20 protein-coding genes are annotated in these 17230 nt (G+C 55.0%); 8 read left to right on the top strand and 12 right to left on the bottom strand.

Annotation, left to right across the window (positions count from 1 at the left end; translation table 11 throughout):
- Nucleotides 1-2: 2 nt before the first annotated feature.
- Nucleotides 3-584, bottom strand: a complete 582-nt coding sequence (gene sodB, locus V4835_RS13630; protein WP_023311353.1) for a superoxide dismutase [Fe] — start codon at nt 582-584, stop codon at nt 3-5.
- Nucleotides 585-706: 122 nt separating this feature from the next.
- A complete protein-coding gene (locus V4835_RS13625; RefSeq protein WP_331412489.1) occupies nt 707-1480 on the bottom strand; it encodes a C40 family peptidase in 774 nt (257 codons plus the stop codon).
- 338 nt (nt 1481-1818) lie between these two features.
- Between V4835_RS13625 and grxD the strand changes: the two genes are divergently transcribed.
- Nucleotides 1819-2166, top strand: a complete 348-nt coding sequence (grxD, locus tag V4835_RS13620; protein WP_003832760.1) for a monothiol glutaredoxin 4 — start codon at nt 1819-1821, stop codon at nt 2164-2166.
- Nucleotides 2167-2210: 44 nt separating this feature from the next.
- Here grxD and rnt read toward each other — a convergent pair whose 3' ends face one another.
- The 5 genes from rnt to eptA form a co-directional block, all read right to left on the bottom strand.
- Entirely contained in the window at nt 2211-2861 is a 651-nt protein-coding gene (gene rnt / locus V4835_RS13615; RefSeq protein WP_331412488.1) for a ribonuclease T, read from the bottom strand.
- A gap of 95 nt (nt 2862-2956) precedes the next feature.
- On the bottom strand, nt 2957-3364 hold the full coding sequence (gene gloA, locus V4835_RS13610; protein ID WP_063142959.1) for a lactoylglutathione lyase: 408 nt from the start codon (nt 3362-3364) through the stop codon (nt 2957-2959).
- A 100-nt stretch (nt 3365-3464) separates the two neighbouring features.
- Nucleotides 3465-4562, bottom strand: a complete 1098-nt coding sequence (locus tag V4835_RS13605) for an alkene reductase (RefSeq protein WP_331412487.1) — start codon at nt 4560-4562, stop codon at nt 3465-3467.
- Nucleotides 4563-4615: 53 nt separating this feature from the next.
- Nucleotides 4616-5215 (bottom strand): TetR/AcrR family transcriptional regulator, encoded by a 600-nt coding sequence (locus tag V4835_RS13600; RefSeq protein ID WP_331412486.1) that lies wholly within the window; start codon nt 5213-5215, stop codon nt 4616-4618.
- 41 nt (nt 5216-5256) lie between these two features.
- Complete coding sequence (eptA, locus tag V4835_RS13595) at nt 5257-6882, bottom strand: phosphoethanolamine transferase EptA (protein ID WP_331412485.1); 1626 nt, start codon at nt 6880-6882, stop codon at nt 5257-5259.
- Nucleotides 6883-7031: 149 nt separating this feature from the next.
- Between eptA and V4835_RS13590 the strand changes: the two genes are divergently transcribed.
- The 3 genes from V4835_RS13590 (at nt 7032) to sodC (ending at nt 8816) form a co-directional block, all read left to right on the top strand.
- Nucleotides 7032-7271, top strand: a complete 240-nt coding sequence (locus V4835_RS13590; RefSeq protein WP_023335439.1) for a DUF1289 domain-containing protein — start codon at nt 7032-7034, stop codon at nt 7269-7271.
- 48 nt (nt 7272-7319) lie between these two features.
- Nucleotides 7320-8216 carry an aldo/keto reductase gene (locus V4835_RS13585; protein ID WP_331412484.1) on the top strand — a complete coding sequence of 299 codons (897 nt, stop codon included), beginning with the start codon at nt 7320-7322 and terminating at the stop codon, nt 8214-8216.
- A gap of 81 nt (nt 8217-8297) precedes the next feature.
- Nucleotides 8298-8816, top strand: a complete 519-nt coding sequence (gene sodC / locus V4835_RS13580; protein ID WP_331412483.1) for a superoxide dismutase [Cu-Zn] SodC — start codon at nt 8298-8300, stop codon at nt 8814-8816.
- Here sodC and V4835_RS13575 read toward each other — a convergent pair.
- Genes V4835_RS13575 through V4835_RS13565 form a run of 3 tightly spaced genes read right to left on the bottom strand, consistent with a single transcriptional unit; the run spans nt 8795 to nt 11927 of the window.
- A complete protein-coding gene (locus V4835_RS13575; RefSeq protein ID WP_331412482.1) occupies nt 8795-10828 on the bottom strand; it encodes an FUSC family protein in 2034 nt (677 codons plus the stop codon). The genes sodC and V4835_RS13575 overlap by 22 nt on opposite strands.
- The gene (locus V4835_RS13570) at nt 10828-11688 is read right to left on the bottom strand and encodes an efflux RND transporter periplasmic adaptor subunit (RefSeq protein WP_063142966.1); all 861 of its coding nucleotides are present in this window, start codon (nt 11686-11688) and stop codon (nt 10828-10830) included. The genes V4835_RS13575 and V4835_RS13570 overlap by 1 nt, the downstream gene beginning before the upstream one ends.
- A 2-nt stretch (nt 11689-11690) precedes the next feature.
- The gene (locus tag V4835_RS13565; RefSeq protein WP_023335444.1) at nt 11691-11927 is read right to left on the bottom strand and encodes a DUF1656 domain-containing protein; all 237 of its coding nucleotides are present in this window, start codon (nt 11925-11927) and stop codon (nt 11691-11693) included.
- Between the two features lie 186 nt (nt 11928-12113).
- Between V4835_RS13565 and slyA the strand changes: the two genes are divergently transcribed.
- Nucleotides 12114-12554 carry a transcriptional regulator SlyA gene (gene slyA / locus V4835_RS13560; protein ID WP_063142967.1) on the top strand — a complete coding sequence of 147 codons (441 nt, stop codon included), beginning with the start codon at nt 12114-12116 and terminating at the stop codon, nt 12552-12554.
- Between the two features lie 36 nt (nt 12555-12590).
- Here the strand turns inward: slyA and V4835_RS13555 are convergent, their stop codons facing one another.
- Entirely contained in the window at nt 12591-13952 is a 1362-nt protein-coding gene (locus V4835_RS13555; RefSeq protein ID WP_331412481.1) for a GGDEF domain-containing protein, read from the bottom strand.
- A gap of 198 nt (nt 13953-14150) precedes the next feature.
- Nucleotides 14151-14618: an outer membrane lipoprotein SlyB gene (slyB, locus tag V4835_RS13550; RefSeq protein WP_063142969.1), complete on the bottom strand. Its 468-nt coding sequence runs from the start codon at nt 14616-14618 to the stop codon at nt 14151-14153.
- A gap of 255 nt (nt 14619-14873) precedes the next feature.
- On the opposite strand from slyB, the gene anmK reads away from it, so the two are divergent.
- The 3 genes from anmK (at nt 14874) to pdxH (ending at nt 17129) form a co-directional block, all read left to right on the top strand.
- Nucleotides 14874-15998: an anhydro-N-acetylmuramic acid kinase gene (gene anmK, locus V4835_RS13545; protein ID WP_331412480.1), complete on the top strand. Its 1125-nt coding sequence runs from the start codon at nt 14874-14876 to the stop codon at nt 15996-15998.
- Between the two features lie 93 nt (nt 15999-16091).
- Nucleotides 16092-16415 carry a C-type lysozyme inhibitor gene (mliC, locus tag V4835_RS13540; protein ID WP_063142971.1) on the top strand — a complete coding sequence of 108 codons (324 nt, stop codon included), beginning with the start codon at nt 16092-16094 and terminating at the stop codon, nt 16413-16415.
- Nucleotides 16416-16472: 57 nt separating this feature from the next.
- Nucleotides 16473-17129 (top strand): pyridoxamine 5'-phosphate oxidase, encoded by a 657-nt coding sequence (pdxH, locus tag V4835_RS13535; protein ID WP_028017303.1) that lies wholly within the window; start codon nt 16473-16475, stop codon nt 17127-17129.
- The last annotated feature ends 101 nt before the right edge of the window (nt 17130-17230 follow it).

The following is a 17230-nucleotide window of genomic DNA, read 5'->3' as shown; positions in this document are numbered from 1 at the left end:
TCTTACGCGGCGAAGTTCTTCGCGACAAAGTCCCAGTTAACCAGTGCCCAGAAGTGCTCCAGGTAGTTCGGGCGCGCGTTGCGGTAATCAATATAGTAAGCGTGTTCCCATACGTCCACGGTCATCAGCGGCTTAGCGCTGGTGGTCAGCGGGGTGCCCGCGTTAGAGGTGGACACGATAGCCAGTTTGCCATCCGCCTCTTTAACCAGCCACGTCCAGCCAGAACCGAAGTTCTTGATGGCTGCATCGGTAAATTTCGCTTTGAAATCCGCGAAGCTGCCAAATGCGGCATTGATAGCGGTAGCCAGTTCACCGGCAGGTTCACCGCCGGCATTCGGCGCCAGGCAGTGCCAGTAGAAGGTGTGGTTCCACACCTGAGCCGCGTTGTTAAATACGCCACCCTCTGAGCTGCGGACGATCTCTTCCAGCGTTTTGCCTTCAAAATCGGTGCCTTTGATGAGGTTGTTCAGGTTGGTGACGTACGTCTGGTGATGCTTGCCGTAATGATATTCCAGGGTTTCCGCAGAAATGTGCGGTGCCAGGGCGTCTTTTGCATACGGTAGTGCAGGTAATTCGAACGACATTGCTTCTCTCCTTATTGTATTTTGCGTTGCCAATAACCACACAGACAACATGGACAGAATAGCAAATTGAAAGGGTATGCAAAAGAGGAACTTACCCCGCCACGGATGTGGCAGGGCAGGGGTTAGCGAATGGTTTTCGGCGTCATCACGCGACGCGCGCCGACGTAGTGGCGTACCCAGTAGTCTTCACTGAGAGAGGTGATCTGAATATCCTGGCCGCTACGCGGTGACTGGATGAATTTCCCGTTGCCGACATAGACGCCGACGTGGTCAGCCGTGCCGCGACCCTGAGTACGGAAGAACACCAGATCGCCGTTTTCCAGTTCACCGCGGTCAACCGGTGAGGCATCACGCAGGTGGTACATCTCATTGGCGGTACGAGGAATGCGGAATTTGACCAGATCTTTATAGGCGTAATAGACGAGGCCGCTGCAGTCAAACCCGGTACGCGGCGAGCTGCCACCCCAGTGATAAGGTTTGCCAATCTGCCCCATCAGTTTGTTCATCGCGGTTTTTTGCGCTTTCTGTACACGCACTTTATGCACTTCCGCTATTTTCGTGACCTTCGTGCATTTCGCCTTGTGGCCTTTGCGCGTGATGCATTTTTCGGTGACGAGGTTAGCGGCGGTTTGCGAAGCTTTACTTTTGGCGGAGTGGGCAGTGCGGGAAGGTTTTGTTTTCGTCTTGCTGGAAGCTGTCTGTTTCGTCTGAGCCGGTGTTTTTTTCTTGTCGTTCTTAGCGGTGGTTTTTTTCTTACGTTCTGTGGCTTTCACCAGATGGTTTTTTTGTTCAGCAGACTGCCGCGCCTGCTGAGAGGCGTTAGCCACTGGCGTGAAAGTGAGTGAAGTAAACAGTAAAGCACAGAGCGTGATCGAGATTTTATTTATCCGCGCCACTGGGCAGTCCCCTGATAAATGCAGGTCATCAATAATACCCGCGTGTGATTTACAAAGCCCGTCGATTCTAATCTATAAAAACCCAGAAAGTTAATAGCATTTTTCAATCTACAATCGTGTTTCGTTAGCAAGTGCAAAAAAATTCATCGTTCTGTCGCACATTTGCCCACTCCCTAAGCAAAACCCTGACCGCCGCAGGGGTAAACACCATTTGCAATGCAACTTTTCGTGACTCGGGGTAGAATGTATAAACGTGACAAAAATGTTATTTTCCGATGCCAGTCTGACCCGCTACAATGTCAGACGAATGCCGTAACAGAAGTTAAAGGAAGCAAGACATGAGCACCACTATTGAAAAAATCCAGCGCCAGATCGCTGAAAACCCGATTCTGCTGTATATGAAAGGTTCTCCGAAGCTGCCAAGCTGCGGCTTCTCCGCGCAAGCGGTTCAGGCGCTGTCAGCCTGTGGTGAGCGTTTTGCTTACGTTGATATCCTGCAGAACCCGGACATCCGCGCAGAGCTGCCTAAGTACGCTAACTGGCCGACTTTCCCACAGCTGTGGGTTGACGGCGAACTGGTTGGCGGCTGCGATATCCTGATTGAAATGTATCAGCGCGGCGAACTGCAGCAGCTGATCAAAGAGACGGCGGCCAAGTACAAAACTGAAGAGCCGGACGCAGAGTAATTTTCTGCGCAAATAAAAAAGCGACCTGATAAGGTCGCTTTTTTTTATTCTTCGCTGTCACCCATCGGCAGCGGCCAGCCGCCCAGACGCTTCCAGCGGTTGACGATCTCACAGAACAGCTCTGCGGTGCGCTCCGTGTCGTATAAAGCGGAATGCGCCTGCGTGCCGTCAAACTCAATTCCTGCCGTGATGCAGGCCTTTGATAACACCGTTTGTCCCAGGGCCAGGCCGCTCAGTGCGGCGGTGTCGAAGGTCACAAACGGATGGAAGGGGTTGCGCTTGAGCGCGGCGCGCTCGGCGGCGGCCATGGTAAAGCTGTGATCGAAGGTGGCGTTATGGGCCACCATGATGGCGCGGCTGCAGTTACTATCTTTCATGCCTTTACGCACCATTTTAAAAATGGCGTGCAGCGCATCATATTCACTCACTGCACCACGCAGCGGGTTATGCGGATCGATACCGTTAAACGCCAGCGCTTCCGGCTGTAAGTTTGCCCCTTCGAAAGGTTCAACGTGGAAATGCAGCGTGGTGTCCGGGATAAGCCAGCCCTGTTCATCCATCTTCAGCGTGATGGCGGCAATTTCGAGCAGCGCATCGGTTTTAGCGTTAAATCCGGCTGTTTCTACATCAATGACAACGGGATAAAAACCACGAAAACGGTCGCACAGACCGCTAAATTGAGCGTTATCGGACATCAGGGTCTCTTACAAGGGGAAAAAGCAGAGCGCATTATGGCAAATTTTGCAGGGTGATGCAGTAAAACTACGGGCGCAAGTTGCGCCCTGAGGGATCAGTTGCCCAGACCGCGACCCGCGTCTTTGGCTTCAATCAGCTCGATTTTGTAACCGTCCGGATCTTCCACGAACGCAATCACGGTCGTGCCGCCTTTTACCGGGCCCGCTTCGCGCGTAACGTTACCGCCGCTGCTGCGAATGCGCTCACACGCTTCGGCCGCGTTGTCCACTTCCAGCGCGATGTGGCCGTAGGCAGTGCCCAGCTCATAGCTGTCTACGCCCCAGTTGTAGGTCAGCTCGATCACCGCTTCATCCGTTTCCGGGCCGTAACCCACGAACGCCAGCGAGTATTTGTATTCCGGGTTTTCGCTGGTGCGCAGCAGCTTCATGCCCAGTACGTTAGTGTAGAAATCAATGGAACGTTGCAGATCGCCAACGCGCAGCATGGTGTGAAGTAGGCGCATAATTTCCTCATTAACCAATGAAATAGACTGTCTTTTTGAACAGAAACGATGTTTTAGTATAGCGGCGAAGTATCGCCGCTATCAATGAACAACGGCGAGATTACAGAGAAGGGTAGTCGGTGTAGCCTTCCGCGCCGCCGCCGTAGAAGCTTTCCGGGCGCTGCGGGTTCAGGGCCGCTTTTTTCTGCAGGCGGACAACCAGATCCGGGTTGGCGATGTAGTCACGGCCAAACGCGACGGCATCAATCAGCCCTTTGCCGATCAGGTCTTCGGCTTTCTCCGGGGTATAAGCCCCTGCACCGATGATCACCCCGTGGAAACGCTCGCGCACTTTCTGACGGAAAGCGTCCGTGTAAGGCTTACCGCCAGCCCAGTCCGGCTCGGACATGTGCAGATAGGCGATGCCACGTTTAGCCAGCTCTTCGATCAGGTACAGGGCGTCGGCTTCTTCGTTAGGACCGTTGTCGACGTTCTGGAAAGAACCGATTGGGGAGACGCGGATCCCGATACGCTCTGGGCTCCACTCCTGGCATACGGCGTCAACCACTTCCAGCACCAGGCGAGCGCGGTTTTCGACGCTGCCGCCGTACTGGTCGGTGCGATGGTTAGACGACGGTGACAGGAACTGGTGCAGCAGGTAGCCATGGGCGGAGTGCAGCTCAATCAGGTCAAAACCGGCTTCACGAGCGTTGGCCACGGCCTGGCGGAAGTCGTTCACGATACCCGGGATCTCGTCCAGCTCAAGCGCGCGCGGCATAGAGGTATCCACGCGGATCGCATTGCCGTTTTCATCACGCAGTGAAGTACGGGTATTGGCGCTCAGGGCCGAAGCGGAGACTGGTGCCTGGCCGCCGGGCTGAATGCTGCTGTGAGAGATACGACCGGTATGCCACAGCTGGACCGCAATGCGACCCTCTTCAGCGTGAACGCCCGCGGTGATTTTCTTCCACGCGGCGATCTGTTCCGGGCTGTGAAGGCCTGGCGCACCCGCATAACCCTTAGCCTGAGCAGAAATCTGCGTGGCTTCGGTGATGATCAGGCCAGAGCTTGCGCGCTGACGATAGTATTCACCCATCAGTGGGGTTGGGATGTCACCCGGCTCAATGCTGCGCAGACGGGTAAGCGGAGCCATAAACACGCGGTTTGGCGCAGTGACGGCACCCACTTTTAAGGGGGTAAATAATTTTTCAGCTGACATAAAGACTCCTGAGTAGACCAGTCGACTAGTGATGAGGTAAATAAAAACGCCTGCTATACGCGAGGCGCAGTAATACTGTTTTTCACATGTGCCAGCGCGCTTTCCAGCGGCACGGCACTGCGCGAAATTTTTGCCTGCAGGTTAGCACCTAGCCAGAGCGCATATAACACCTGCGCCTGGGTTAGCGGCTCGCCGGAAAAGGCCAGCGTTTTTTCATCGCGGCCTTTCTCCAGCGCCTGGGCCAGCAGAGCGATAACGCCGCGGGCACCTTTATCCATCGCCGTGCGCATATCTTCAGAAAGATCGCACACTTCTGCAGACAGCTTAACGGTCAGGCAACCGCTGATAATGCCCTGCTGACAGAACTGGTTCAGCGTTTCCTGATAGTAGTTCAGAACACGATCCCGGTAGTTGCCTTCACCCGATGCAAAGTGGGTCGCCAGACGCTGGTGGTAGCCAGCATAATGTCGCTCCAGCATCGCCACGCCGAAGGCCTCTTTGGACCGAAAGTAGTGGTAAAACGATCCTTTCGGTACCTCAGCGGTTTTTAACAGCTCGCTCAACCCCATACCGGTAAACCCGCGATGCATGCAAAGTCGCTCGCCGGTCGCCAGTAAATGTTCGCGGGTATCGTGTTCAGTATTTCTGCTCATGGCCGCACTCTAATAGACCGTTCGGTCTAATGCAAGCCAGTTTACTGACGACATGCGCTCAGGATATCCAGCTGCTGTTGATAAACCGTTGATTTCACATCCATCATACCCAGCACGGTCGAGAACAAATTGTCCTGAGAAACCGCATTTTTTGCTGCATGGTCACGCAAACACTGCTCGTTGACGCCAAAGTTTTTCGCGTAATCCGGTGACAGCCAGAACATAAACGGAATATGCGTTTGCTGCTCCGGTGCCAGCATGTACGGCGTACCGTGCAGATAAATACCGCTTTCACCCAGCGATTCACCGTGATCTGAGAGATAAATCAGCGCGGTGTTCATGCTCGCCTGGCGGGCTTTCAGCGCATCAATGGTTTTGCTGACCATGCTATCGGTATAAAGGATAGTGTTGTCATAGGTATTCATCAGCGCCTGATGATCGCAATTCTGTATTTCGTTGGTGTCGCAGGTTGGGGTGAATTTACGGAAGTTGTCCGGGTAACGGCGATAGTATGCCGGACCGTGGCTCCCCATCAGGTGGATAACCAGCACCGTGTCTTGCTTCACGCCATCCAGCACGTTGTCCAGACGGTAGAAATTCACGTCGTCAATGCAGGATTTGTCTTTGCAGAACTGATCCAGATTCCACTGCGTCATGTCGGTATGGGGCACGCGATCGCAGGCACCTTTACAGCCGCCGTCGTTGTCGCGCCACAGCAGGTTGATACCCGCATGCTTGAGCACGTCGAGCAGTCCTTCGCGATGGTGAGCCAGGTCGGCATCGTATTTGCTGCGCGTCATGCCGGAGAACATGCAGGGAACGGAAACCGCGGTTTCAGTCCCACACGAGGAGGCCTGCGGGAAGTTAATCACATCCTGCTTTTTCAGCTCCGGGTTTGTTTCGCGCCCGTAACCGTTCAGGGAGTAGTTTGACGCGCGCGAGGCTTCGCCGACGACAAGCACCAGAACGGTTTTCTTTTGTTGACCGGTAATCAGTGGCCCTTTATGGGCATCTTCACCAATGCGCACCAGCGTTTGATCGCCGGCAAACCAGCGCATTTTGCTGTACTTCACCACGGCGCTGACATAGTTCGCCGGGGTGACCATTTTGACGATGCTTTTGTTATTGCGGAACAGCGACGCGTAGTCTTTATAAAACAGTGCGGCAATCAGGATAATCACCAGCAGGGCGCCGAGCATCGCGGCAACCCGCGTCAGCAGGGCATACCACCATTTCCCGGTACGAATGCGGGTCAACGCCACCACCACGGAAGGCACGAGGCCGGCAATGACAATCCACAGGATCATCTGCGGGGTCACCAGGGCGGTCGCTTCCTGAGAGTTGGTTTCGAACACGTTCACAATCATGTTCTGATCGATCACCGCGCCATAGGTGTACATAAAGTAGGTTGCCGCAGCGCATCCAATCGTCAATACAATCAGCAGAGGCTTACGGAGATACGGGATATTAAGCAGGCTAAAAACAATCACCCAGCCGCAGAACAGCACCAGCGGTACGGACGCGGCAAAGAGGATGTCGTGCAGATGGGCAGGGGCGATAATGGCCCAGCTGCGCTGGATAAACAGCCCGTTAAGCAGAGTAAAGAAGAGTGCACAGCCCAGAGTAAATTTTATGTCGTTACATTGTAACTTTTTGATTAACCACATCGATCGGTAAACCTGTCATTGTCATGATGGGCCGAGTATAGAGACGGAAGATTAGTGAAACCTTAATGCCATAAATCTGTGATATAGGCCTTGCACGCCGCGCGTTTAGCGTCTTCACTGTAGGTGAGAGTGGCTATCGGGAGGTGAGTGTGGCAGAGCAGCTGGAGTTTTTCCCCATCCAGAGCCCGTGCCGGGGTATTTGTCAGGTCGATGAGCGCGGATATTGCCGCGGGTGCATGCGTACCCGTGATGAGCGTTTTAACTGGCAAAACTTTAGCGACACGCAGAAGCAGGAGGTGCTACGCCTCTGCCGACAGCGTTTTCTGCGCAAAATACGCGCAAACAAAGCCGGTGAGACCGAAGAACCGCAGCAACCTTCACTTTTTTAACACGGTAATTGCGTATACTCATGACATTACGTCCTTGAGGAAAATGTTATGGTTCAGCGAATTACCCTTGCCCCCCAGGGGCCAGAATTCTCCCGTTTTGTCATGGGCTACTGGCGCCTGATGGACTGGAATATGTCCCCCCTCCAGTTGGCGAGCTTTATTGAAGAGCATCTTGATTTAGGCATCACCACGGTCGATCATGCGGATATTTACGGTGGCTACCAGTGCGAGGCCGCGTTCGGCGAGGCGCTCAAGCTGGTTCCGGCACTCCGCGATCGCATGGAGATCGTCACGAAATGTGGGATTGCCACCACGGCAAAACCTGAACACGCCCTCGGTCATTACATCACAGACAGCGCGCATATCATCAAGAGCGCCGAGCAGTCGCTGGTCAATCTGGCGACCGATCGTCTCGACCTGCTGTTAATCCACCGCCCCGACCCGCTGATGGATGCCGATGAGGTGGCGGAAGCCTTCCTGAACCTGCATCAGAGTGGGAAAGTGCGTCACTTCGGCGTTTCTAACTTTACCCCGGCACAGTTTGCGCTGCTTCAGTCTCGTCTGCCGTTTACCCTGGCCACCAACCAGGTTGAGATCTCCCCGGTACACCAGCCGCTGCTGCTGGACGGTACCCTCGATCAACTGCAGCAGCTGCGCATTCGCCCAATGGCCTGGTCGTGCCTGGGGGGAGGACGTCTGTTCAATGATGATGAATTCCAGCCGCTGCGCAACGAGCTTGAAACCATCGCTCGCGAGCTGAACGCCGAGAGCATCGAGCAGGTGGTTTACGCGTGGATCCTGCGCCTGCCGTCAAAACCGCTGCCGATTATCGGTTCCGGCAAAATTGAACGCGTGCGGTCTGCGCTGGCAGCTGAAGAGCTGCAGATGACCCGTCAGCAGTGGTTCCGCATCCGTAAGGCCGCGCTGGGTTACGACGTACCATAAACCGCCTGAAGGTGACTTTCCGGTGAAATCTTTGCCCCTGGTATACACTTAAGGGGCAAAAAATAACCCGCGGAGGTCATTATGAAGCGTTTTGCTCTGGCACTGGTCACGCTGGCTGTTTGCGCAGGGGCGCAGGCAGCCAGCGACGAAGTGGAAATGAATCTCGTCACCCCACAGGGTGTGGGTCAGTCCATCGGAACGGTGAAAATCACGGAAACCGATAAAGGACTGGAGTTTGCCCCCAACCTCAAAGCCCTCCCTCCCGGTGAACATGGTTTCCATGTCCACGCCAAAGGCAGCTGTCAGCCCGCGTTAAAAGAGGGCAAACCGTCGGCGGCGGAAGCGGCAGGGGGTCACCTCGATCCGCAGCATTCCGGCAAGCATGAAGGCCCGGATGGCATGGGGCATTTAGGCGATCTGCCTGTGCTGGTGGTGAATAACGACGGTAAAGCCACCGATCCCGTCGTCGCGCCCCGGCTGAAAAAGCTGGATGAGGTGAAAGGCAAAGCGCTGATGATTCATGTCGGCGGCGACAATATGTCCGATCGGCCTAAACCGCTCGGTGGCGGCGGGGCACGCTATGCGTGCGGCGTGATCTGATCCCCAATCGTTCCCGGCGGCGGTGCCTGTTCCAGCTGTGATAGCGAGCAGTGCAGGCGCCAGATTATCGAGGCCAAATCGCGGGCTGCGGGCAGATGATGCCGTGCCAGCGTATCGCAGATCCGCTGCAGTTCATTCAGCGTGGTTTCCAGCGGCCGCTGCTGGACGCCGCGCTCGCTCATTACATCGCGCAGCAGGGAGATGCAAACATCACGAACCTGCGACAGCGGATCGGAACGCGTTTCCCACGCGCGAAGCTGCCAGACCACGTGCGAGCAGTTCAATAGCACCACGCCCCAGCGCAGCAGCCAGCGCCGCGACAGCGCGTCCTGGCTGTTATTCAGCTGGCTGACGTGGTGATATACCAGCGATTCATACTCGTTTTCACCCAGATGCGGTTTACGGCTGAGCTGGTCGACAAACCCTCTGCGTAACTCCCGAATATGCCTGCGGCTCTTGCGGGCATCGGAGCCGGGACGCAGCACCGCGAAAGCCAGCCACGCCAGCCCCACGCCCAGGATCTTCGCCAGGTTGTCATTGAGAAAGTCGGCGTAATCATAAACCGGCGGATTCGTCACGGAGATAAACGAGCCCATAAAGACAATCAGCTGCCCCCAGAGGCCCGCCAGTTTGGGTATTTGCAGCTTCAGAAGCTGCATGGTGGTCAACAGGGGAAACAGAAACAGCAGGAACTGCCACAGATCGCTTATCTGCACCATCAGGCCAAACTTCACCACGAAGCTGAACAGCGACAGCAGCACCAGCGTGCGCAGCAGGAGCGTAAGCGAATTGAACGGCGAGGCCGCGACGGAGTAAAGCACGCAGCTGATGGCGGCAAGCGTCAGGGCCGCCGTGCCGGACTCCCACTGCGTGGTAATGCTCCATGCCCCTACCAGCATCAGCGCGCAGAAGGTGCGAAAACCGCTCCACAGCGCTTCCAGGTAGTCGGTATGGCGTGCGAGTGCCGGGCTGCCGGGGACGTTGAACTCCGTTAACGGGGTCGCATTTTCGATGGACGCGATCCAGCGGCTGCTGCGCAGGTACAGCCGACAAAAGTAATTCAGGCGCTGCCAGAAGGCGCGATGGCGATAGTCGTACTCATCAATCGGGGCGAGCGGGGCGATAATCCGCGCCACGGTATAAATGTCCGCATCCGGGCGCGCAAGGGCCGCGAGTAGCGCTTCAATCACGGCACGGGTGTTTTCAGGCGGCGTCGGCCAGTTGAGCAGCATCCGGCGCAGGCTGGAGATGGCACTGGTCATGCGCAGCTGCTGGTGCAGCAAATAGTTAAGCAGAGTATTCTGACGGCGAAAGCGGTAGTGGCTCCAGAACGCCTGAATGCGCAACAGATTCATGGTCAGGATCTGTCCGATAACCTTTTCATGCGCGAGGCGGATGTCATCGCTGGTATCCGGTTGCCACAGCAGGCTCGCGTGCTCCAGCAATCGGGTATGCATGGTTCTCAGGGCGGTGATGAGCGCGGTGCCGTCGGACGTGCTGGGAAGGATCATCATCATAAAGCCGCCGCTGAGGATCCCGACAATCACCTCGCAGACGCGCGCCTGCGCGATATCCCACAGCTCGGTGGTGTCGAGCACGTTAACCACCGGAAAGGCGATAATGGCGGCGGTATACCCCGCCAGCTGGAACGCGTAGGCGACGTTATTGGTAAAATGGGCGCAGGCCCAGGTACAGCATCCCAGCCATGCCGCCATGCTCAGCAGGAACAGCCACGGATCGTTCAGCGTATGGCCCGCGATAATTAACGCCGCGGTGGCGCCGAGCAGGCTGCCTGCGATACGGCCAAGGCTTTTACTGATCACCCCGCCGACCGTTGGGAAACTGACCACCGCTGCCGACGTCATCGCCCAGTAGGGTTCATCCAGGTTCAGGTAGTAGGCGACGGTCAGCGCAAGGCACATGGCAATGCCGTTACGCAGCGCATAACGCCACTGGGGACGCGTCGCTTTCATCCACGGCGTGTTGTGCCAGGTGAGCCCCTGCAGCTTCATTAGCGGGTTCCGATGGAGACGGTGCAGGTGGTGCCGGATACCAGGGTAATGTCCTCCGGCAAACGGTCAAATTCTACGCGAACCGGAACGCGCTGGGCCAGGCGCACCCAGGGAACGTTCGGCTTAATGTCCGGCACCAGTCCTGAATCCGTTTCAACGCTTTGATCGTAAATGGCCCGGCCAATGCTGGATACGTGACCCTGTAACTTTTGCGAGCCGCTGTAAAGCGTAATCGCGGCTGGCGATCCCTCGCGAATATGCCGAAGCTTGGTCTCTTCGAAATAGCCCACCACGTAGAAGGAGTGGCTGTCGACGAGGGCAAAAACCGGCTGGCCGGTGGTGGCGTAGTTACCCACGCGGGCGGAGAGGTTGGTCACCCATCCATCGACCGGTGCCGTAATCACGGTTTGGGTCAGTTGCCACTGCGCCTGCTTAAGCGTCGCCTCTGCCACGTTGACGCTCGCCTGCATGGCCTTAACGTTAATATTCGCGGTGTCTAAATCTTCCGCTGAGATGTAGTTTTGCGACAGGTGGCGGCGGCGGTTGGCCTCGTTGTTGGCCTTTGCCAGGTCAGACTGGGCTTTCGCCAGCTGTGCCTGGGCGTTCAGAATCGCAATGTGGTATGGGGTGTCGTCGATTCGGAATAAAACATCACCCTTTTTGACGAACTGGTTATCCTTAACCAACAGCGTCGTGATACTTCCCGACACCTGAGGGGTAATGCTGACCTGTTCAGCACGAACTTTGCCGTCACGCGTCCAGGGCGACTGCATATAAAAATTCCACATCCACCAGCCCGCAACCAGCGCGAGGGCAAGGACAAACAGGGTGGAAAAGTATTTTAGCGTTTTCAGGGACATATTCACCACGCAGTCAAAACGGCAAGGCCCAGGCTTACGGAGAGGGCAAACAGGGAAAGATCCATCAGCATGGGGTGCCAGATTTCGCCGGAATACATCCAGTCGCGAAGCAGACGATGCGCGATGAGCCAGAGTATAAAGCCCACCAGAACGGCCTTAAACAGGGGAGGAAAGTAGACTGACGCACCGAAGATCAGGTCCTGAAGGGGTAAACCCTCTGAGCGATGAAAAAACGTCACGGGCAGAAATCCTTTGCAGTGAACAGAATGCCGCGTTGGCTTGTCTTAGTATGATGAAGCATCACAATTCAGTGTAAGTCATACTTTTAAGTTCGATGAATGCAGTATTGCATTTGTTTTGGCAATACAAATGCTGCACACTATTCTAAAATCAGTATAATAACTTAGCAAGCTAATTATAAGGAGATGAAATTGGAATCGCCATTAGGTTCTGATCTGGCAAGGTTGGTACGCGTCTGGCGTGCTCTGATTGACCATCGCCTGAAACCTCTGGAACTCACACAGACGCATTGGGTCACGCTGCACAACATTCATCAGCTGCCGCCCGATCAGTCGCAAATTCAACTGGCAAAAGCGATAGGGATTGAGCAACCCTCGCTGGTGCGGACGCTTGACCAGCTGGAAGAGAAGGGGTTGATCTCGCGGCAAACCTGCGCCAGCGATCGTCGTGCGAAACGGATTAAACTCACCGAGAAAGCGGCGCCTATCATCACGGAAATGGAAGCCGTGATCGCCAAGACGCGCGGTGAAATCCTGTCAGGTGTTTCACCGGCGGAACTGGAAATGCTCATCAGCCTCATTGGACGCCTCGAGCAAAACATCCATGAGCTGCAGTCGCGAGACTGACAAACAACAAGGCCTTGCAGCAGCAAGGCCTTTTTTTTACTTAAAGACGACCACACGGTTACGGCCCGTCTCCTTCGCTTCATACATCGCCTTGTCGGCACTTTCCACGCAAACTTCTGCGGTTATCGTCGGTGACGTCGCGGTGAACACCCCCATGCTGATGGTTATCGGCTCCGGTAACTGACCGTCGCTGCTAGTCTTATCAAAGCTGCTCAGATGTAACCGTATGCGTTCAGCCACATGGTACGCCGCGTCTGATGGGGTATTGGTCAGCATCAGAACAAACTCCTCGCCGCCGATGCGGGCCGCGATATCCTGCGGGCGCACGGAATCCATCAGCAGGTTGGCGACAAACTGCAGGACTTTGTCGCCCTGAAGATGCCCGTAGGTGTCGTTGATACGCTTGAAGCGATCGAGATCGCTGACGATGACGGAAACAGGGCGGCCGGGGTTGGCGATATCCAGTGCCTGCTTTAATGATTCATAAAAATAACTGCGGTTATACAGGCGCGTGAGCGGGTCGCGAATCGAGTTCTGGTAAGACTGCTGGTATTTAACGTGCGAGTCGCGATACAGCCTGAAGACATCGTAGAGCAAAACAAAAATGAGCAGCAGCGTGGCGACGGTTTCAAATAAGCGGGCGCGATACCAGGAGATATCTTCGGCATGTCCACCCACCAAAAGCATTGAGAGCGTGACGATATAACAGACGCACAAAAAATTACCGCCCACCCAGAATAAATTGCGTACGCGCGTAATAAACATCAGCGCTGCTAATGTCACTACCCACAGGGCAATTAATGAAACATTAATGAACTGGCTCCAGAGAACCATAAACTGACGGGTTTCATTATCAACCAGGTCAATTGATAAGAGTGGTGAATGACTGGAATAGATCCAGGCTAATCCCACCGCACAGGCCGTAAAGAGAAATTCGCCGCTCACAATCGCGATATGTGCCAATCGTGAAAGGGGATAATTGCGCGTGGTATAAAGTATTGCCGCAACGATGATGAGCACCGCCATTAAAAGATGGCGAAACATATAGTAGATCATCGCATCGTTGTAGTTCACGACGTTGAACTGATAGAGGTCCAGCCAGGCGGGAAAGCTGGACAGCGTTCCGACCATCAGCAATGCCGACCCGGCAAAGGCAAAGGCGATTGCCACCAGATACAGCCGTTTTCTGTCACACCAGTATTTCATCGTCATGAAACAGGCAATAAACAGGTGGAACACCAGCAGAAAAATGGTGAGCGTAGGGAATAAAAGCGGTGAAAAGGAAGGTACCCATTCAACGAGTTTTAAAAACAGAGTTTGTAATATCCCGATGACAGCAATGCAACCGAGGCAGAACGCGATATAACGACTCTTTAGTGAACGACGATTCGCAAGCATATACGTTTTTAACGACTTTATAATGAATTAAGGTGGGGTATTGCGAAGAGTCTAATCAATTAGCGCGCTAAATACTTTGCGCGGAAACAATATATGACGTGGTTAATAATTGATTGGGTGAATATAATTTGTAAATATATTTGTGAGGGTGATGTATATTGTAAATGGATGTGGCCCGATGGCCACATCCATTTTTAATTAACGTGGGGAAACGGTCACCTGACGTCCGTTGCTTGCCAGAACAACGCGCTGGCCTGCAGAGAAGCGGGTGTTGCCTTGTTTCTGTACAACCATGATAGTGCTGCCGTCGTCTTTACGGATTTCCAGCTCTACGCCCTGGGTTTTGTTCATCGCACCCTGAACGCCCTGGCCGGCTACGCCACCCGCAACGGCGCCTGCGGCCGTTGCCAGCGAGCGACCTGTACCGCCACCGACGGTATTACCGAGGAAACCACCCAGAACGGCACCGCCGATTGCACCCATTACGTTGCTTTCATCACCACCCTGGATCTGTACAGGACGTGCGTTAACAACGGTACCGTAAGTCACGTTCTGAACCTGTTTCGCTTCAGAAGCGCTGTAAACGTCGCCAGAAAGTGAACTGTCATTCACACAGCCAGCCAGAGTTAAACCAATCAGCGAAACGCCCAGTACACGTAAAATCATTTGAATCTCCTGTTCACCAAAAACGCCCGATTGGGGGCATCCGTTATGGCTAAATTATATGGCATAAGGAGCCATAGTTCATATCTTTGCACTAACAATAAGAAAATTGTACTTGAATTTGACTTAACGAGACATAAACAGGGACCGCCTGTGTTACCCGTCTGACATTGTTAAAAAATATTATTGCCGGATGGCAAAGCTGCGCCGTTTATGGTTGAGTGGATATCCTTAGCCCACGCAACGTAAGGAAAGCGCATGAAATCGGGTCGCTACATTGGTGTGATGTCAGGCACCAGTCTGGATGGGGTAGATGTAGTTCTGGCCGCCATTGACGAAAACATGGTGGCACAGCAGGCGAGCCTGACCTGGCCAATCCCCATTTCACTGAAAGAGGATATTCTGAGTATCTGTCAGGGGCAGCAGCTGACCCTTTCCCAGCTTGGACAACTTGATGTTCGCCTGGGGGCGCTGTTTGCGGATGCGGTACAGGCTTTGATGCAAAAAGAACATCTTCGCCCGCAGGACGTGGTGGCCATCGGCTGTCACGGACAAACGGTCTGGCATGAGCCCGGCGGAGATGCCCCGCACACCCTGCAAATCGGCGATAACAACCAGATTGTGGCGAAGACGGGCGTGACGGTGGTTGGCGATTTCCGTCGTCGCGATATCGCCCTTGGCGGGCAGGGCGCGCCGCTGGTACCCGCGTTCCATCAGGCGTTACTGGCGCACCCAACAGAGCGGCGGATGGTGCTCAACATTGGCGGGATTGCCAACCTGTCGATGCTCATCCCGGGGCAGCCCGTTCGCGGCTACGATACCGGCCCGGGCAATATGTTAATGGATGCCTGGATCTGGCGTCAGTGCGGTCAACCGTATGATAAAAACGCGGAGTGGGCGAGCGACGGGAAAGTGATTCTTCCGCTGCTGCAGTCGATGCTAAGCGATCCTTATTTTGCCCTTCCGGCCCCTAAGAGCACGGGGCGTGAATACTTCAACTTAGGCTGGCTTGAGCGTCAGCTGGTGCCATTCCCGGCACTCGCGCCGCAGGATGTCCAGGCGACGCTTGCCGAGCTGACGGCCGTGTCGATCTCCGAACAGGTTCTGCTCAGCGGCGGATGCGAACGCCTGCTGGTGTGCGGCGGAGGAAGCCGCAACCCGCTGGTGATGGCGCGTCTTGCAGGTCTACTGCCGGGAACCGAAGTGACCACGACCGATGAGGCCGGCATCAGCGGTGATGATATGGAGGCGCTGGCCTTCGCCTGGCTTGCCTGGCGCACCGTTGCCGGACTGCCGGGCAACCTGCCGTCGGTAACCGGTGCTCGTGAGGCGAGCGTCCTCGGGGCGATTTTCCCGGCAAATCCTCGTCATAATCAGAGTTAACTGAAATTCAGCGCGGCGTGTCGTCGTTAGAATGGAACGAAATAGGAGGGCAGCCATGCCCTCCAGGACCAGGAAAGTCTTCGGAATACGCCCATGAAAAAACTTCTTCTTATTGCCGCGCCTTTATTGCTGTCAGGATGCAGCGTCTATAACCAGCTCCTTGACCGCATGCAGACCGATACGCTGGAGTATCGCTGCGACGAAAAACCGCTGACCGTGAAGCTGAATAACCCACGCCAGGAGGCCAGCTTTGTTTACGACAATAAACTGCTGACGCTGAAGCAGGGCATGTCGGCCTCTGGCGCACGCTATACCGACGGTATCTACGTCTTCTGGTCGAAAGGCGACAGCGCTACGGTCTACAAACGCGACCGCATCGTGCTGAACAATTGCCAGCTTGAAAATCCGAAGCGTTGAGATTTTTACAGGGGCGGCGCACAATAGCGCCACCCACTCTCAATGTCAGCTAACGCCATGTCAGATAACGACGAACTGCAGCAAATTGCGCATCTGCGCCGTGAATACACCAAAGGCGGCCTGCGTCGCCAGGATCTTCCCGCTGAACCCCTCGTGCTTTTTGAACGCTGGCTGAAACAGGCCTGCGAAGCGAAACTTGCCGACCCAACGGCCATGGTTGTCGCGACGGTTGATGAAAACGGTCAACCGTATCAGCGCATCGTTTTGCTCAAGCATTATGACGAGAAAGGCCTGGTGTTCTATACCAACCTTGGCAGCCGCAAAGCGCACCATTTGGAAAACAATCCGCGTATCAGCCTGCTGTTCCCCTGGCACATGCTGGAACGTCAGGTGATGGTCACCGGCAAGGCGGAACGTCTTTCGACGCTGGAAGTGGTGAAGTATTTCCACAGCCGTCCGCGTGACAGCCAGATTGGTGCCTGGGTATCAAAACAGTCCAGCCGAATTTCTGCCCGCGGCGTGCTGGAAAGTAAATTCCTGGAGCTGAAACAGAAGTTCCAGCAGGGTGAAATTCCCCTGCCAAGCTTCTGGGGCGGTTTCCGTATCCCGATTGAGCAGATGGAGTTCTGGCAGGGGGGCGAACATCGCCTGCACGACCGCTTTTTATACCAGCGCGACAATGGCGGCTGGAAAATCGACAGACTGGCACCGTAATCCCCGAAATTTGTTGATTTAAGCGCTAGCGCACACCGCGCTTGCGCTTTATTCTATGGTCCTTTCGCATCAGGCGAAAAGTCGTGTACCGGCAAAGGTGC

The organism is Enterobacter cloacae complex sp. CARB60 (assembly GCF_036487345.1).
Classification (GTDB): Bacteria; Pseudomonadota; Gammaproteobacteria; order Enterobacterales; family Enterobacteriaceae; genus Enterobacter; species Enterobacter asburiae_D.
Note: the sequence above shows the minus strand (reverse complement) of the source record. Positions and strands in the feature narration are given on the sequence as shown.

Coding starts and splice junctions, on each gene's coding strand:
- sodB (WP_023311353.1), bottom strand. CDS start 584: ATGTCGTTCGAATTACCTGCACTACCGTATGCAAAAGACGCCCTGGCA.
- grxD (WP_003832760.1), top strand. CDS start 1,819: ATGAGCACCACTATTGAAAAAATCCAGCGCCAGATCGCTGAAAACCCG.
- rnt (WP_331412488.1), bottom strand. CDS start 2,861: ATGTCCGATAACGCTCAATTTAGCGGTCTGTGCGACCGTTTTCGTGGT.
- gloA (WP_063142959.1), bottom strand. CDS start 3,364: ATGCGCCTACTTCACACCATGCTGCGCGTTGGCGATCTGCAACGTTCC.
- V4835_RS13605 (WP_331412487.1), bottom strand. CDS start 4,562: ATGTCAGCTGAAAAATTATTTACCCCCTTAAAAGTGGGTGCCGTCACT.
- V4835_RS13600 (WP_331412486.1), bottom strand. CDS start 5,215: ATGAGCAGAAATACTGAACACGATACCCGCGAACATTTACTGGCGACC.
- eptA (WP_331412485.1), bottom strand. CDS start 6,882: ATGTGGTTAATCAAAAAGTTACAATGTAACGACATAAAATTTACTCTG.
- V4835_RS13585 (WP_331412484.1), top strand. CDS start 7,320: ATGGTTCAGCGAATTACCCTTGCCCCCCAGGGGCCAGAATTCTCCCGT.
- sodC (WP_331412483.1), top strand. CDS start 8,298: ATGAAGCGTTTTGCTCTGGCACTGGTCACGCTGGCTGTTTGCGCAGGG.
- V4835_RS13575 (WP_331412482.1), bottom strand. CDS start 10,828: ATGAAGCTGCAGGGGCTCACCTGGCACAACACGCCGTGGATGAAAGCG.
- V4835_RS13570 (WP_063142966.1), bottom strand. CDS start 11,688: ATGTCCCTGAAAACGCTAAAATACTTTTCCACCCTGTTTGTCCTTGCC.
- slyA (WP_063142967.1), top strand. CDS start 12,114: ATGAAATTGGAATCGCCATTAGGTTCTGATCTGGCAAGGTTGGTACGC.
- V4835_RS13555 (WP_331412481.1), bottom strand. CDS start 13,952: ATGCTTGCGAATCGTCGTTCACTAAAGAGTCGTTATATCGCGTTCTGC.
- slyB (WP_063142969.1), bottom strand. CDS start 14,618: ATGATTTTACGTGTACTGGGCGTTTCGCTGATTGGTTTAACTCTGGCT.
- anmK (WP_331412480.1), top strand. CDS start 14,874: ATGAAATCGGGTCGCTACATTGGTGTGATGTCAGGCACCAGTCTGGAT.
- mliC (WP_063142971.1), top strand. CDS start 16,092: ATGAAAAAACTTCTTCTTATTGCCGCGCCTTTATTGCTGTCAGGATGC.
- pdxH (WP_028017303.1), top strand. CDS start 16,473: ATGTCAGATAACGACGAACTGCAGCAAATTGCGCATCTGCGCCGTGAA.